This is a genomic window from Halomonas sp. ALS9 (assembly GCF_001651035.1).
GTDB lineage: Bacteria > Pseudomonadota > Gammaproteobacteria > Pseudomonadales > Halomonadaceae > Vreelandella.
The window spans coordinates 100,485-116,503 of record NZ_LXRG01000065.1 but is presented as its reverse complement, the minus strand read 5'-3'; the positions used below and the strand labels follow the sequence as shown (position 1 = coordinate 116,503).

The following is a 16,019-nucleotide window of genomic DNA, read 5'->3' as shown; positions in this document are numbered from 1 at the left end:
GCGAATGACAAAATTTCGCTATAAAAAAACCCTAGCAATGGTTAAAAACCATAACTAGGGCCAGCATTTACGTAATCTTCAATAGGTTGCTTATGGATGCCTATTCGGTAATGCCTGTTTAGTGATGAAAGCGCTCCGCCGATTGACGGGCCAGTTCACGAATGCCGTTCCAATCTTCGGCTTCCACCATCGCTTTCGGCGTCAACCAGGAGCCACCTACACACATCACGTTCGGCAGGGACAGATAAGAGTCTGCATTGTCAACGGTAATGCCGCCGGTAGGACAGAAGCGTGCTTCAGGGATCGGCGCGCCAAATGCTTTGATGGCATTGGCACCACCGCTGGATTCCGCCGGGAAGAACTTAAACCGACGATAGCCATACTGCCAGCCGGTCATCAGCTCAGAAATGGTCGATACGCCTGGCAGCATCGGCACTGGGCTTTCCACGCCATAGCGATAAAGGGCCTCCGTTGCGCCCGGCGTGACAACGAAATCAGCGCCTACCTGCTCGGCTTGGCGATATTGTGCGGGTGTTAACACGGTACCCACCCCAATGCTGGCGCCCGGCAGCGCTTCTTTCATGCGCTTGATGGCGTCCAGGGCGCAATCGGTGCGCAGGGTAATCTCCAGCACGGTTAAGCCGCCTTCCACCAGAGCGCGCCCTAACGGCACTGCGTCTTCCAAGCGCTCAATGGTGATGACCGGAATCACTTCGGCTTTCAAGCAGATGCTATCCAGCTCTGCGGTACGGGTAGAAGGTAACTGTTTATCGATAGTCATTAGTGAGTCTCCAAGCAACTTATTATTGGCTAAGCCAGCAAACGATCAAGGCGCCCAATAAATGGCCAGTGGGCAGGTTAAGAAAGCACGAATAGGCAACTGACGGACATCGTCGCCGTTTAATGCCTTGGCCAATACGGCGCGTTTATCATCACCGGTAATATGCAGAATATGCCGCCGCGCCTGATGCAGGCGGTCGGCCGAAAAGGTAATCCGTGGCTGCGGCTGACTAGGCGTTCTTACCGCCACTAACAATTCGTCCGTGGCGAGCGCCAGGGTCAGTTCAGGACTATCGGGAAACAGTGATGCGGTGTGGCCATCCCCCCCCATACCTAAAATCACCACGCTGGCAGGCCACGCCAGTGATTCCGCTTGCCTGGCCACTTCATCTACGCCCTCTTCGGGGGTGGCTGCACCGCAAGTTAACGGTATAAAAGTGGCCGCTCCTGCTTTGCCCTGAAGGAGATGCTCACGCACCAACTTGGCGTTGCTATCACTGCTCTGCTCATCTACCCAGCGCTCGTCGGCAAGCGTCACGTCAATGCGCTCCCAGGGTAGCGGTTTGGCCGCCAACGCCTTAAAGAAAGGCACCGGGGTGGAACCTCCTGAAACCACCAGCAGGACGCGCTCTTGATGGTTTAAGTCGTCGTGCAGCGCCTGAAAAACGGCTTCGGCAAGCTGCTCGGCCAACTGTTGACGTGCTTGACTCATATCAATAATCCTCGTACCAGCTGCGGCCATCCTGGGTAATCATGGCAATAGAGGCGACCGGGCCCCAAGAGCCTGCCGGGTAGCGGCGCGGCGGCGTGTCGCGTTTTTTCCAGCCGTCAATAAGCTGGTCGCACCAACGCCAGGCGTGTTCGATTTCATCGCGGCGGACAAACAGATATTGCTGACCTTTCATAACTTCAAGCAGCAGTCGCTCGTAGGCATCAGGTATCCGCGATTTGGGAAATGCATTGTTGAAGTCCAAATGCAGCGGGCCGGGGCGTAGGCGCATGCCTTTATCCAAGCCGCTATCTTTGGTCAACACCTGCAGAGCGATCCCCTCTTCCGGCTGCAGGCGAATAATCAGCTTATTCGAGGCGATGCCGCGCTGATCCGGATCGAAGATATAGTGCGGCTGCTGGCGGAAGTGAATGACGATCTGCGAGAGCTTATCCGGCATGCGCTTGCCGGTGCGCAGATAAAACGGCACGCCCGCCCAGCGCCAGTTAGCCACTTCGGTTTTCATGGCCACAAAGGTTTCGGTCTGGCTCTGGGTGTTGGCGCCCTCTTCTTCCAGGTAACCCGGCACCGACTGGCCGTCACTAGTACCGGCAATATATTGGCCGCGCACCACATCGCGGCCAAGCGCTTCGCCCACAAAGGGCTTGAGCGCTTTAAGCACCTTCACTTTCTCATCGCGAATGGCATCGGCATCTAGATTCGAGGGCGGATCCATAGCGATTAAGCACAGTAGTTGCAGCAAGTGGTTTTGCACCATATCGCGCAGCTGGCCTGCCTCATCGAAATATCCCCAGCGCCCTTCGATGCCGACTTTTTCGGCAACGGTAATCTCCACGTGGGAGATATTGTTCTGGTTCCACTGGGTGCCGAACAGCGGGTTGGCAAAACGTAGCGCAATCAGGTTTTGGACAGTCTCTTTGCCCAAATAGTGGTCGATACGGTAAATCCGCGATTCAGGGAACACTTGACCGATGGCGTCGTTAATTTCAATGGATGAGTGCAGGTCGTAGCCGATGGGTTTTTCAACCACCACGCGGGACTCATCATCCAGACTTTTACTGGCCTGCAAGTGACGGCAGATATCGCCATAAATGGGCGCACCAACGGAGAGATAAACCACCATGGGGCGCGGTGAGCCTTTACGCCACTGACGAATAGCGTCGTACCCTTCAACGCTGGAGAAATCTAGTTTTAAGTAATCCAAGCGGGCAAGAAAACGTTCAAGGCTCTGCTTATCCTGCTCGTTACTTTTTAGCCGTTTTTGCAGCGCATCGTTAACCATTTTGCGAAATGACGCTGCGTCGTGCTCATGGCGAGCCAGCCCCATAATGCGCGTACTTTCTGGCATCAAGCCTTCGCGATCAAGATGGTATAAGGCAGGAAATAACTTACGCATGGCAAGATCACCCAGCGCCCCAAACAGCGCTAAATCAATAGCGTGATTCGGATCGCCCAGCGGTGCACCTTGGGAAGCAGTGGACTGGCTCATCGTCGCTCCTATTTATAATTAGGCATCTAATGTAGTTAGATTACCTAAAATCTACCGTAAAGGGGGCATTATACGCAATATTTCGTGTAATTTTACTACAAAATAACCATGCCTGCTGCGCTTTCAACGCACACTCCGCTTCCCCCTCATGCCATTTTCCACTTTTACTCTACGCCTTTCACATACGCCACTACTACGCCCCCTAAGGAGGAGGCAGCCTTGAGCAGAATTGGCCACGCTGCGGAAGTTGATACATCAATGACCACAACACCAAAATGACCACAACAACAACGAGGCTATTATTTAATGGCATCACTACGCTATGTTATCAGACCCCTACTCTCCGCCACGCTGGCTGCCAGCGCTACCTTGCCCGCCTTCGCCTTTGAAGATAATCGGTTAACCATCTGGATGGGCGATAACAAAGGCCAGGAAGGCATTCAGCTCGTGGCCGAGCAGTTCCTCGAAGATACCGGCATTGAAGTTGAAGTGGTCTTCCCAGATAACCTGACTGATCGTTTCCAACAGGCGGCGGGCAGTGGCCAGGGGCCAGATATCGTGATTTGGGCCCACGACCGCATGGGCGAGTGGGCACAAAGCGGCCTATTAAAACAGGTAGCGCCTAGTGACACTTTCCGCGCGGCGTTTTACGATTTTACCTGGGAGGCTGCACTTTGGAATGGCGAAACCTACGGCTACCCAATTTCAGTCGAATCCCTCGGGCTCATTTACAACAAAGCACTGGTGGACACACCACCGGAGAGCTTTGCCGAGCTAATGGAACTAGACCAGACGCTTTCCCAAGAGGGCAAAAAGGCCATCCTGTTTGATTACAGCGAACCATACTACGGCTGGACACTGCTGGCAGCCAACGGCGGCTACCCGTTCAAACAGACCGACAGCGGTTATGACGTTAGCGATATTGGTGTCAACAACGCCGGGGCCTTACAGGGAGCAGAGCTGCTGGTTGAGCTGATCGAAAGCGATGTACTGCCCCGCGGCACCGACTACAACCTGATGGATACCCGCTTTAACCAGGGTGAAGTCGCCACCATGATCAGCGGCCCCTGGGCGTGGCCTAATCTGGAGCGTAGCGGGATTGATTACGGCGTCGCACTACTGCCTAAGGTGGGCGACGAGCGAGCGAAACCGATGTTTGGTGTGATGACAGCAATGATCAACTCCGCCACGCCGAACGACTTTCTCGCCGTTGAGTTTTTAGAGAACTACCTGCTCAGCGAAGCGGGCATGCGCACCTTTAATAGCGACGGCTCGCTGGGCGCGGTAGCCCATATCAACTATCAGGCTGAGCTTGCCGACAATCCCAACATTGCTGCCACGCTGGAAAATGCGGAAGTAGGCATGCCCATGCCCAATATTCCTGAGATGGGCGCCTTTTGGGCGGCCATGGAACCGGCACTGCAAAACATCGGCAGCGGGCGTCAATCGCCTCAAGAAGCGTTGGATGCGGCGGCACGGCGCATGCGCCAGTAGCGCTATCTTTACCACCCTCTTTCCTTACCACGCTCTTTTTGTGCCTTTACTGTTCGGTGGCGCAGACTGCCGAGCAGCTTTCAGGAAGTCATCATGTATACCACCAACGCGTCTCGCGGCCTTCCCCGTCACCGCTCTCGTCACCTCTCCGAACGCTACACCCGCTGGGCCCTGCGCTGCGTGATCGCTGTTCTGGTGATTGCGCTTTTATGGCTGGTGATGGCATTTCACCTTAACGGCCAGTGGATGTTTGCCCTGCTCTTTTTAGTGCTGGGTGGTTCGTTAGCCGTTGTATTTACCAAACGCACGTTAATGAGCCATCGCTATATTTTTCCTGCCGTCGCAGGACTTGGGGTGTTTGTTATTTTCCCGCTGCTTTACACCATTGGCATTAGCTTTAGTAACTACAGCTCTAGCAACCTGCTCTCTGAAGAGCGCGTGCGCGGCCAGCTGTTAAGCCAAACTTATCAGGCGGAAGGTAAGGCGTTTGATCTAACGCTCTACCAGGAAGGTGAGCTGGTGCGACTGTATTTGCAGAGCGACGGAGAAAACGATCATGAAAACAAGGTTCAACGTTTTGTTTCCTCTCCGCTCAACCTTGCCAACCAGGAAACCCGCCAAATCGGTATTCAATCTGTCGATGCAACACCTGCTCAGGATCCCCTGGGCATGCGTGCCATTATTCAGGCACGTGATTCGCTGCAAGGGCTTCGACTACTAACACCCGAGGGTACTGAGCTGCGTATGGCGGGATTGCGCCAGTTTGCCCCCATGGTGAACCGCTACGAAACCCGCGATGATGGTTCGCTCTATGACCGCCGCGAAGACCGCGTGCTGATACCTGATCAAACCACCGGTTTCTTTGTCGCCGACAACGGCGAACAGATTACCCCGGGGTGGCCGGTAAACGTCGGCTTTACCCACTACGCAAAGATTTTTACCGACCCTGATATTCGCGGGCCGTTTATGCAGATTTTTGTATGGACGTTTGCTTTCGCTGCGCTAACGGTGGTCTTTACCTTGGCCGTCGGTTTTGTACTGGCATCGCTGTTGCAGTGGGATCAGCTCAAAGGCAAAGCCATTTATCGCACGCTGCTGATACTGCCCTACGCTGTCCCTGCGTTTATCTCGATACTGATTTTCAAGGGCATGTTTAATCAGCACTTCGGCGAAGTGAATATGATTTTAGATACACTGTTTGGCATTCGTCCTGAATGGTTTACTGACCCGTGGCTCGCACGCTCCATGCTGCTGATCGTCAACACTTGGCTGGGTTACCCCTATATGTTGCTGCTCTGCATGGGGTTAATCCAGGCGATACCTCAGGATCTCTACGAAGCCTCTGCAGTAGACGGCGGCGGCCCGCTCACCAACCTGTTCAAGATTACGCTGCCGCTGATTATCAAACCGCTCACACCACTACTGATTGCTGCATTTGCGTTTAACTTCAATAACTTTGTGCTGATTGCGCTACTCACTGGGGGCAACCCGGATATTCTTGGCGCGAGTACCCCTGCGGGTACCACCGACCTATTAGTCAGTTACACCTATCGCATCGCTTTTCAGGATGCCGGACAGAACTTTGGGCTGGCAGCCGCTATCGCCACGCTTATTTTCTTATTGGTGGCGGGCATGTCGCTGCTTAATTTGCGCCTTTCCAAGGTTAAGGTTTAGGAGGTTTCTCATGGCGATGGTTCAACCCCGCTCGATTGGCGCCCGCCGCCTGGGAGCACACTTGGCATTGATTGGCTTTGTGTCGCTGATCGTGTTTCCGCTGCTGCTGGTAATTTCAATTTCGTTCCGTGAGGGCAACTTTGCCTCGGGCAGTTTGATACCCGAGCGCTTCTCGTTAGAGCACTGGTCGCTGGCGCTGGGTATTCCCTGGGAGCGGCCAGACGGCAGCATTGTCCAGCCGCCCTTCCCGGTGCTGCTGTGGCTATGGAACTCGATCAAAGTGGCGGTGGTATCGTCAGTATTGATTCTTATGTTAGCAACCACCAGTGCCTACGCCTTTGCCCGCATGCGCTTTAAGGGCAAGGAGCCGCTGTTGAAAGGCATGCTGATTTTCCAGATGTTCCCTGCAGTGCTTTCGCTGGTGGCACTCTACGCGCTATTTGATCGACTAGGACAGTTTGTGGGCTGGTTAGGCATTAATACTCACGGCGCGTTAATTGTGGCTTCCTTGGGCGCAGTGGCCCTGCATATCTGGACAATCAAAGGCTACTTCGAATCAATCGATGGGTCGCTTGAAGAGGCCGCAATGGTCGATGGAGCCAGTACTTGGCAGGCGTTTCGTTATATTTTGCTGCCGCTTTCCATCCCCATATTGATGGTCGTATTCATTCTGGCGTTTGTGATGAGCATTATGGAGTACCCCATGGCCTCGGTGTTGCTGGTGGATGAGCACAAACTCACCCTGGCTGTCGGGGCTCAGCAGTATCTTGCCGACCACAACCAGCGCTGGGGCAACTTTGCCGCTGCCGCCGTGCTTTCCGGCCTACCGATTACCGTAGCGTTTTTGATCTGCCAGCGCTGGATTATTGGTGGTTTAACGGCAGGGGGTGTGAAAGGGTAAACGCAGTTAAATATACCAACAGTTAAATCCTGAATTCACCAAAATAGCTCCTTACTAGGCACTCCTCCGCTCCCAGCAACTCGCTGGGAGTTTTTATTTTAATCGGCTTTTTTACAGACTTTTTATACAAGCTCATGGTGTCATAGCGGATATTAAGAATACTCAATGGCGAGCTGGGCATATGACTCCATTCACACCATGGTTTTATCGCAGCAGAGATGTGTATCGGCACTGGGCGCCTGTTTTTAAAATCATTTCGATTCTCTGGATTGTGCTTGCGCTGTTTATGCTGGTGCCTTTCATTGTGCTGCTGATCGAGCAAGACCCTGACGCGCTCGCCTTCGGTATATCCATTTTGATGATACTTGGCGCCGCGACGCTGACTTGGCTATTCACCTATCGCGCAGCGCTGGAACTAAAGCCTTGGCAGATGTTTATTCTTACCACCGCCAGCTGGGTCACTATCAGCGGTTTTGCCAGTCTGCCACTAGTGCTTGGTGCGCCTCAGTTAACCTTTACCAATGCGGTGTTTGAATCGGTATCGGCGATTACCACGACGGGGTCTACCATTCTGGTCGGCATTGAGCACTTTTCCGATGGCTTGAAGCTATGGCGAGGGCTGATGCAGTGGATGGGCGGCATCGGCATTATCGTGATGGGCATTGCCATTTTGCCGTTTCTTAAAGTCGGCGGTATGCGTTTGTTTCATACTGAGTCATCTGACTGGTCGGATAAAGTCATGCCACGCACTGGCGGTATCGCTAAAGCGACGCTAACGATCTATGTCAGTCTTACACTCGTCGCCATTGGCAGCTATTGGTTTGGCGGCATGACGCTACTGGACGCCACCGTACACGGCATGACCTCGCTTTCCACCGGCGGTTTTGCCAATTCTGATGCCTCCTTTGGCGCCTATAGCGAGCAGCCGTGGTTACTCTGGATGGCCAGCTTTTTTATGCTCAGCGGCGCGCTTCCCTTTGTGCTGTATATCCGTTTTTTACGCGGATCGCACAGTGCGCTATGGAAAGATCAGCAGGTACTCGGGCTGTTAAAGCTTCTGATGGCGGCGGTTTTGTTACTCAGTGTCTGGCGCATCATCCAGGGCGACAATTGGTTTGAATCGCTTACCCACGTCACCTTTAACATCATTTCAGTGGTGACCACCACGGGCTATGCGTCTGATGACTACACCCAGTGGGGGTCGCTGCCGGTGGTGGCTTTTTTCTACCTTACCTTTGTCGGCGGTTGCAGCGGTTCAACCAGTGGCGGGATGAAGATATTCCGGTTTCAAATTGCCTCTTTGATGCTGCTTAACCAGTTGCGGTATCTCATCCATGCCAATGGCGTGTTTACTACGCGCTATAACCAGCAGCCGGTCACCAGCGATATTTCGCGCAGCGTGGTGGCCTTCTCTTTCTTCTTCTTTATCACCATAGCAGCTCTGGCGCTAAGCCTTTCAGCCTTGGGATTGGACTTAGTCACCGCCCTTTCCGGAGCCGCTACGGCGGTCACTAATGTGGGGCCGGGGTTAGGCGATATCATCGGCCCCGCAGGTAACTTTGCCTCGCTACCCGACGCGGCGAAGTGGCTGTTATGCATTGGCATGCTGATGGGCCGATTAGAAATACTCACCGTCGTGGTGCTGCTCACTCCGATGTTCTGGCGGCGCTAGCCAATCATTTTGAAGGGCAATCGTGTCATGACACTTAGAAAATCGATGTTCAAACCTGCTGAGCAGTTTGCGGTTCAACTGCGCTTACCCCTGCTGTCAGAAATTGTGATCGCGCTGGCGAGTACGTTTGTCGCGCTGTTGATCGCCTGGGGGCTGTATACCTGGTTAGCCTTAGCCAATCTTTCGCTGATTTTTCTTACCGCGGTTCTCGCCAGCGCCGTGTTAGCGGGGAGCTACGCGGCGCTGCTCAGTGCTGCACTGGGCTTTCTGACATTTAATTTTTGCTTCACCGTTCCGCACTTTTCATTAGCCGTTGAGGAGCAAGAGCAACTGCTAACGCTGCTTTTCTTTCTATTAGTCGCATTGGTAGTTGGCAAGCTCGCTGGTGACAGCCGCCAACGCCTGCTGGAGCTTAGCGCCGCTCGCTTGGCTGAAGAGCAGGAGAGATTGCGCTCAGCGCTGCTATCGTCGGTTTCCCACGACCTGCGTACTCCACTAGCGTCGATTATTGGTGCAGCCAGCTCACTGCGCACACTGGATGCACAGCTTAGCCAGCAGGATCGATTTGCGTTATTAGATGGTGTGCTAAGCGAAAGCGAACGCCTAAACCGCTACATTCAAAATTTGTTGGATATGACCCGATTAGGCCATGGCGACATGAGAATTGAGCGTGACTGGGTAGCCTTTGATGATTTAGTCACCTCAGCGCTAAAGCGCTTAGGCAGTGCCCTTGAAGGCTTTCAGGTAGCCAAAAACTGGCCTAATAATTTACCGCTACTTTACGTTAACCCCGCCCTGATCGAGCAAGCGTTGGTCAACGTACTTGAAAACGCGGCGCGCTTCTCACCCCTCAATGGCCGTATCACTATTGAAGCCCAGTGTAGCGATGAAAACAGCGGCGGAGATCATCCCGTCCTGCAGTTTTCGGTTAGCGACCAAGGCCCTGGCATACCCGCAGCCCTGCGCGAGCGCGTGTTCGATATGTTTGTCACCGGTAACGAAGGAGACCGCAGCCTGCACGGTAGCGGCCTGGGACTGGCAATTTGTCGGGGGGTGCTTGGCGCCCATGCGGGTCAAATTCACGCAAGCCCGGGGCCTGACGGTGCTGGCACCAGAATTACCATGACGCTGCCGCTATCGGCAGCCAGCAAAGAGGCCGAGGATGACCACTAATCCAGCGCGCGTCCTAGTCATTGATGACGAGCCACACATTCGCCACTTTTTACGTATCAGCCTCACTTCACAAGGCTTTCAGGTGATTGAGGCGGCCAGTGGTCGCGAAGGGCTGAAAAAACTCAATGCGACGGCCCTCACGCCTTGTGCCGACATCGTTTTGCTGGATCTTGGTTTGCCGGATATGGATGGTCAGCAGGTACTTGATGCGATCCGCCAGCACAGCGAGATACCCGTGATCATTGTGTCAGTGCGTGGTCATGAGACTGAAAAAGTGCGTGCTCTAGATAATGGTGCAAGCGACTACGTCACCAAGCCCTTCGGCATTCAAGAGTTGCTGGCCCGTATTCGAGCCCTATTAAGGCGACGCGCCAGCCCAAGCGTTCAGCGCTTCCAACACGGCGGTTTGATGGTCGACCTGGCCGCTTATCAAGTGAGCTTGCACGGCGAGGCTATTCGTCTGACGCCTAAAGAGTTCGCCGTTCTAGCCAAGCTTGTTGCCTCCGCTGGGCGTGTGGTTACGCAGACTCAGCTATTGCGCCAGGTATGGGGCCCGACCCACCAGGAAGATACTCACTATTTGCGCATCGTGGTGAGCAAGCTGCGTCAAAAACTGGGCGACGACCCTCAGTCACCGACCCTATTACAAACCGAGCCCGGCATCGGTTACCGACTCTTTCTTGAGCCCGACAGTGAGGACAAGACCCTATGAAAATCATCATTCTCGGCGCCGGCCAGGTCGGCGGCACACTGGCTGAGCACCTCGCCCGCGAGGAAAACGACATCACCGTCATTGATACTGACGCCAAAAAACTGCGTGAGCTGCACACCAAAATCGACATCCGCACCGTTACTGGGGCGGGCTCTTACCCGATTGTGCTGCGCCAGGCTGGCTGCGAAGACGCTGATATGTTGATTGCCGTGACCAGCAGCGATGAGATCAATATGATCGCCTGTCAGGTTGCCCATACGCTGTTTCGCACCCCCACCAAGATCGCCCGGGTGCGCGCCACGGCGTATTTAACCCGCAAAGGGCTGTTTGCCCACGAAGCCATTCCCATTGATGTACTGATCAGCCCCGAGCAGGTAGTGACCGACCATGTGCGCCGTCTGATCGAGCACCCCGGCGCCCTGCAGGTATTGGAGTTTGCCGGGGGTTTGGTACAGCTGGTGGCGGTAAAAGCCTTCTACGGCGGCCCGCTGGTGGGCCAGGACTTGGCCTTTCTGCGCCGCCATATGCCCAACGTGGATACCCGAGTGGCGGCGATCTACCGGCGTAATCGACCAATTCTTCCCCGTGGCGATACGGTCATCGAAGCTGACGATGAAGTGTTTTTCCTCGCCGCCCGGCGGGATATTCGTGCGGTGATGAGCGAACTGCGCCGGGTGGAGCGGGACTTCCGTCGAGTGGTGATTGCCGGGGGTGGCAATATCGGTGAGCGGCTGGCGGAGCATTTGGAGCACAGCCACCAGGTCAAAATCATCGAACACAGCCTGGAGCGCTGCACCACACTCTCAGAACGGCTGGATCGCACCGTCGTGCTCCATGGCAGCGCCACCAGCAAGCGTTTGCTGGAAGAAGAGAACATCGAAGAGTGCGATATCTTCTGTGCGCTGACCAACGACGACGAGGTTAATATCATGTCGTCGCTGCTCGCCAAGCGCTTAGGCGCCAAGAAAGTGCTCACGCTGATTAACAACGCCGCCTACGTCGACTTGGTTCAAGGTGGCGAGATCGATATTGCCATCTCGCCCCAGCAGGCCACCATCGGCAGCTTGCTGACCCATGTACGCCGCGGCGATATTGTTAACGTTCACTCGCTGCGCCGGGGTGCCGCCGAAGCCATAGAGGCTATCGCCCACGGTGATAAGCAGTCGTCTAAAGTGGTGGGCCGTACGATTCGCGAGGTCGACCTGCCCGACGGCACGACCATTGGTGCGATTGTGCGCGGCAAAGAGGTAATAATTGCTCACGGCGACGTCAAGGTAGAAAGCGGCGACCATGTGATTCTATTTGTGGTTGATAAACGCCGCATTCGCGATGTGGAGCGCCTGTTCCAAGTCGGTTTATCATTTTTTTAAAGCCGCGCTAAACAGCCGCTTTGACGCAGGTTAAATCTCGACCGCCCGGCCAATAAACTCAATGGGGCCTGTAGGCAAGCCGGTGGCCGAACCGGCTTCGTCTTCCAGCGTTAGCTCAAACAGCTGGTTATCTTCCAGCGGCGGCAATTGGTCTAAGCGCATCCGGATCGGCTGGCCTGGCTCCACTAAACCCAGCGATACCGGTGCCTGCCACTCATCCGCTTTAGTCCAGAACTCTAGCGCTTTACCTTCAGGCACTTCGAACGTACCCAGCGGAATAAGCTCGATTTCCTGCCGCGATGAGGCTTGCACCACCCAACCCGCTGACTGCGTTTGCGGGGCAAGTAGCACCACCATGTACTCAGGCGTAGTGGGAATTGTCGGCTTGGTGACTTCGTTTGCCAGCATCACACCCATCATTAACGCCGCTGCTAAGCCAAACCCGGCAGCGCTCCGCCAAAGTGGCAAGCTGTGTAGCATGCGACCGGGTCTTGGCTGCGCAATAGCCGATCCAGCCCGTTTAACGGACGTCTCGCGTGCTTTTAAGCTGCGCTCAATGCGCGGCCATAAATAATCAGAAGGCGTTACCGGCTCGGCGATAGCGGTATAGGGTAAGAAACGCTCCTCCCACGCCATCACCGCTTTTTGCAACTCAGGCTCATTGGGCAACCGCGCTTCCAGCGCTTTGCGCTGCTCTAGCAACAGCGTACCCAGCACGTATTCACCCGCCAAGGCATGATCATCGTCTTGTTCTGGTTCGTGCTGACTGGGGCGAGTCATGTCATACACTCCCTTAGGCGCTGCAAACTGCGTTTGATCCAGGCTTTAACGGTGCCCAGCGGCGCCCCGGTATGCGCTGAAATTTGCGCGTGGCTAAGACCATCAACATAGGCGTGAAGTACGCAGTTACGCCGCTCTGGTTCAAGTTGTTCTAAACAGCTATCCATTCGCTGGCCGGTCTGCCAATCAAAGGTGTCTTCGGCAACCGTCGCGTGCTGGAAATGTTCTGGGTGGTCTAACTCGGTCGGATCATTGCTATCAAAAGTACTATCAAAAGTGACTTCCCGGTCACGGTACCGGATGGCATTAAGTGCCAAGTGGCGTGCCACACTAAATATCCATGCGCGTGCAGAGCCTTTATCAGGGTCAAAACTGTCTGCACGTTGCCAAATATTGAGGCAGGCATCGTGGACAATATCTTCTGCCATACCACGATCTTTAACGATTCTTACCACAACACCTAATAGTCGAGCACCCTCATGAACGTAGAGTTGGTGCAAGGCGTCATGCTCGCCACGGGCACAGTTGGCTATTGCCGCAGCGTAATCAAACTCTGAAGACACGTCAGTCAAACTTCAGCTCCCTGTTGACGGCACCGACGCCAGTCGTCGTTCTCGAAGACAGCATAGCCGCTGGGGGCTCGACAAACGAGCCCCCAGCGGCATTAGCGCTTACGTTGACTTATTCAGCTGTCCAGAAGATGTAATCGGCCTGGTAGGTAACGACAGCAGTGGCACCGTTGTGATCCATATCGCAGGCCACATCAGGGGCAACGCCACCCTGGGTGTTCAAGCGCTGAATGTAACTAACCCCAGACATTGCGCCTTCTCCTTCAGCAGGATTAGCTTCAACAAGCTGGAGCGGAATATTGCCATCACCATTGGCAGCCGTGGCTAGCTGAGTGCCAGTGATTTTTGAACCATCCAACGCTTCCCAGGTGGCGGGCGGACCGTAGTAACTGCCAACCTGGCTGCCGTCGCTATCATTGAGCGCAGCGTGCGGGCCTTTAAAAACCCAAGCCATGGTGTCTTCGTCGTTCATTTCACACATATAAGTGATTGCACCAACGCCGACGGTTTCGAGCGCAACGGTGTTGCCGTCCGGTACTTGAACATCCGCAGGCGTCTCGGCCAGTGCGGCATGACTGAAGGATGCAATCAGAGTGGCGGCCAGGGTAGCCCGCGTTAGATGATGAATGGTCATTTTCAGTCTCCTAAAAGGGTTGTTATCAGCCGCCATCAATAGCAGCTGTATAGGGAATACCCGCGAGGAGACGTTTTGGATGCACTCTTTTAAAAAATATTTCAGCGCTTACGCCGTAATGCTGTCGCATTCATAGCAAGCGCTTGGCCGTGTTAAGGACTAATGCTGTTAATCGGCTTGTTCTATTTGTGTGCGGTAAGTATCTGCTCGCAGCACACTTGCAGAATCTCATCGGCCAGCGGCGAGTCATCTGGGCAGGCACGTGACATCACCAGCGCTCCCACCACATGCGCAAAGGTAGCGATCATTTTTGCCCGCGCTTGGTCTTGGCTGAGCCCACCCGACGCTGCGTCTTGGCGCTGAAATTCAGCAATGCTGCGTTCGATACCGTCTGCAAACATCGTTTTGACATCCCCCGACTGTCGCGCGGCATCACCACTGAGAGCAGCCATGGTACAGCCCGCACCGCGGTCATCGCGATGTTCACGGGACAAGTAATGAGTGACAAATTCAACCAGATCGGTGTCGCCACTGTTCGCCACTTGCTGTGCCATACCGCAGGCGGCCGCTTCTGCCATTAGGTCAGCCTTAGAGCGAAAGTGCTTGTAGAACCCCCCATGGGTAAAACCAGCAGCCGCCATCAATTCAGCAATCCCTACGCCGTCATAGCCCCGCTCGCGAAACAGCGTTGCCGCCGTCTCAACAATGCGTGCCCGATTTTCCTGAGCCTGCGCTTTGGTGACCTTCATTTAAGAACCTCTAGGTTGCTTATGAACCAGACGCATATCCTACATTGATGTTGACCATAATCAAAGATATTGACTTTTTAGATGTTGATCATCATTATTGATTTCATTCACCAGGAGAAACATCCATGTCCAACGATATTCTATTTACCCCCTTCACTTTAAAAGGCCTGACACTGCCAAACCGCATCGTCATGGCACCGATGACCCGGGCGATGGCCGAAGGCGGTATCCCCGGCGCGTCACAAGCGGAATATTACCGACGTCGTGCCATCGGCGGTGTGGGCTTGATCCTTACTGAAGGCACCGTGGTCAACCGACCAGCGGCGCGCAATATGCCAGGCATTCCGCTGTTTCATAGCGAGCCTGCCCTGGCCGGTTGGGCGGAAGTTGCCAACGCCGTGCATGCCGTCGGTGGCCTGATTGGCCCGCAGCTGTGGCATACCGGCTCAATCCCAGTGCCACAGGAAGCGCAGGGGTGGCAGCCCGACGGCCCAGCGGAAAGTCCTTCAGGGTTAGTGAGCCCGGCCACTCCACACGGCGTTGCGATGAGCGAAGAGGATATTGCCGACAGCGTTGCGGCCTTCGCCAGTGCTGCCTTGGATGCAAAGCGCTTGGGCTTTGACACCCTCGAGTTGCACGGTGCCCATGGTTATTTGATCGACCAATTTTTCTGGCCCGGCACCAATACCCGTAACGATGCTTTTGGCGGCGCCACCATCGGCGAGCGCTCAAGGTTCGCGGCAGAGATTGTGCGTGCTGTACGTGTTGCCGTTGGGCCAGACTTCCCGCTGATTCTGCGCGTAAGCCAGTGGAAGCAGCAGGACTACAGCGCCCGCTTGGCTACTTCACCACAAGAGATGACCGAGTGGCTCGCCCCGCTGGTAGAAGCAGGGGTCGATATTCTCCACTGCTCACAGCGACGCTTTTGGGAACCTGAGTTCGCAGAAATAGATGGTGCCGAAGGCCTGAACTTTGCTGGCTGGGCGAAGAAATTGACGGGGGCGGCGACCATTAGTGTGGGATCGGTGGGACTGGATTCAGACTTCTTCGGCGCCTTCGGCGGTGTCGGTTCCGGTGCTGCGGCGCTCGACAGCTTACATGCGCGAATGGAGCGGGAAGAGTTCGACCTGATCGCCGTGGGCCGGGTGCTGATCTCAGATCCTCAGTGGGTTAACAAAGTGCGCACAGGACAGCTACAGGAATTGCGCGGCTTCGCCGCAGAAGACCTGGCTTCACTGGCCTAAACGTTGACGGCGTGCGTTAAGCAACCTTGCCTACAGCGCACGCCAAGA

15 protein-coding genes are annotated in these 16,019 nt (G+C 54.8%); 8 read left to right on the top strand and 7 right to left on the bottom strand.

All coding sequences use genetic code 11. The annotated features are described in order from the left end of the window. Positions 1 to 118: 118 nt before the first annotated feature. The 3 genes from A6R74_RS04665 to zwf are packed head-to-tail and all read right to left on the bottom strand — an operon-like array spanning position 119 to position 2,999. The gene (locus A6R74_RS04665; RefSeq protein ID WP_064233297.1) at positions 119 to 781 is read right to left on the bottom strand and encodes a bifunctional 4-hydroxy-2-oxoglutarate aldolase/2-dehydro-3-deoxy-phosphogluconate aldolase; all 663 of its coding nucleotides are present in this window, start codon (positions 779 to 781) and stop codon (positions 119 to 121) included. A gap of 45 nt (positions 782 to 826) precedes the next feature. Further along, a complete protein-coding gene (pgl, locus tag A6R74_RS04660) occupies positions 827 to 1,492 on the bottom strand; it encodes a 6-phosphogluconolactonase (protein WP_064233296.1) in 666 nt (221 codons plus the stop codon). Between the two features lies 1 nt (position 1,493). Further along, positions 1,494 to 2,999 (bottom strand): glucose-6-phosphate dehydrogenase, encoded by a 1,506-nt coding sequence (zwf, locus tag A6R74_RS04655; RefSeq protein ID WP_064233295.1) that lies wholly within the window; start codon positions 2,997 to 2,999, stop codon positions 1,494 to 1,496. 306 nt (positions 3,000 to 3,305) lie between these two features. Between zwf and malE the strand changes: the two genes are divergently transcribed. From malE to trkA, 7 genes are all read left to right on the top strand, one after another. After that, the gene (gene malE, locus A6R74_RS04650) at positions 3,306 to 4,493 is read left to right on the top strand and encodes a maltose/maltodextrin ABC transporter substrate-binding protein MalE (RefSeq protein ID WP_064233294.1); all 1,188 of its coding nucleotides are present in this window, start codon (positions 3,306 to 3,308) and stop codon (positions 4,491 to 4,493) included. 93 nt (positions 4,494 to 4,586) lie between these two features. Continuing rightward, the gene (malF, locus tag A6R74_RS04645) at positions 4,587 to 6,167 is read left to right on the top strand and encodes a maltose ABC transporter permease MalF (protein WP_064233293.1); all 1,581 of its coding nucleotides are present in this window, start codon (positions 4,587 to 4,589) and stop codon (positions 6,165 to 6,167) included. Positions 6,168 to 6,177: 10 nt separating this feature from the next. Then, positions 6,178 to 7,068, top strand: a complete 891-nt coding sequence (malG, locus tag A6R74_RS04640) for a maltose ABC transporter permease MalG (RefSeq protein WP_064233292.1) — start codon at positions 6,178 to 6,180, stop codon at positions 7,066 to 7,068. Between the two features lie 181 nt (positions 7,069 to 7,249). Continuing rightward, the gene (locus tag A6R74_RS04635) at positions 7,250 to 8,740 is read left to right on the top strand and encodes a TrkH family potassium uptake protein (RefSeq protein ID WP_064233291.1); all 1,491 of its coding nucleotides are present in this window, start codon (positions 7,250 to 7,252) and stop codon (positions 8,738 to 8,740) included. A gap of 27 nt (positions 8,741 to 8,767) precedes the next feature. After that, entirely contained in the window at positions 8,768 to 9,913 is a 1,146-nt protein-coding gene (locus tag A6R74_RS04630) for a sensor histidine kinase (RefSeq protein WP_064233290.1), read from the top strand. After that, positions 9,903 to 10,625, top strand: coding sequence for a response regulator (locus A6R74_RS04625; protein WP_064233289.1), 723 nt, complete (start codon positions 9,903 to 9,905; stop codon positions 10,623 to 10,625). The genes A6R74_RS04630 and A6R74_RS04625 overlap by 11 nt, the downstream gene beginning before the upstream one ends. Further along, a complete protein-coding gene (trkA, locus tag A6R74_RS04620) occupies positions 10,622 to 11,995 on the top strand; it encodes a Trk system potassium transporter TrkA (protein WP_064233288.1) in 1,374 nt (457 codons plus the stop codon). Before A6R74_RS04625 ends, trkA begins: the two co-directional genes overlap by 4 nt. Before the next feature lie 30 nt (positions 11,996 to 12,025). On the opposite strand, the gene A6R74_RS04615 is transcribed toward trkA, so the two are convergent. The 4 genes from A6R74_RS04615 to A6R74_RS04600 all read right to left on the bottom strand — a co-directional run bounded on the left by A6R74_RS04615 (position 12,026) and on the right by A6R74_RS04600 (position 14,727). Beyond that, complete coding sequence (locus tag A6R74_RS04615; protein ID WP_064233287.1) at positions 12,026 to 12,775, bottom strand: anti-sigma factor; 750 nt, start codon at positions 12,773 to 12,775, stop codon at positions 12,026 to 12,028. Then, the gene (locus A6R74_RS04610; RefSeq protein ID WP_240488174.1) at positions 12,772 to 13,338 is read right to left on the bottom strand and encodes a sigma-70 family RNA polymerase sigma factor; all 567 of its coding nucleotides are present in this window, start codon (positions 13,336 to 13,338) and stop codon (positions 12,772 to 12,774) included. Before A6R74_RS04610 ends, A6R74_RS04615 begins: the two co-directional genes overlap by 4 nt. A 118-nt stretch (positions 13,339 to 13,456) precedes the next feature. Beyond that, positions 13,457 to 13,978, bottom strand: a complete 522-nt coding sequence (locus A6R74_RS04605; protein ID WP_064233285.1) for a DUF3455 domain-containing protein — start codon at positions 13,976 to 13,978, stop codon at positions 13,457 to 13,459. Between the two features lie 182 nt (positions 13,979 to 14,160). After that, positions 14,161 to 14,727, bottom strand: coding sequence for a TetR/AcrR family transcriptional regulator (locus A6R74_RS04600; protein ID WP_064233284.1), 567 nt, complete (start codon positions 14,725 to 14,727; stop codon positions 14,161 to 14,163). 125 nt (positions 14,728 to 14,852) lie between these two features. Here A6R74_RS04600 and A6R74_RS04595 point away from each other — a divergent pair, with 125 nt between their 5' ends. Then, positions 14,853 to 15,971: an NADH:flavin oxidoreductase gene (locus A6R74_RS04595; protein WP_064233283.1), complete on the top strand. Its 1,119-nt coding sequence runs from the start codon at positions 14,853 to 14,855 to the stop codon at positions 15,969 to 15,971. Positions 15,972 to 16,019 lie beyond the last annotated feature (48 nt).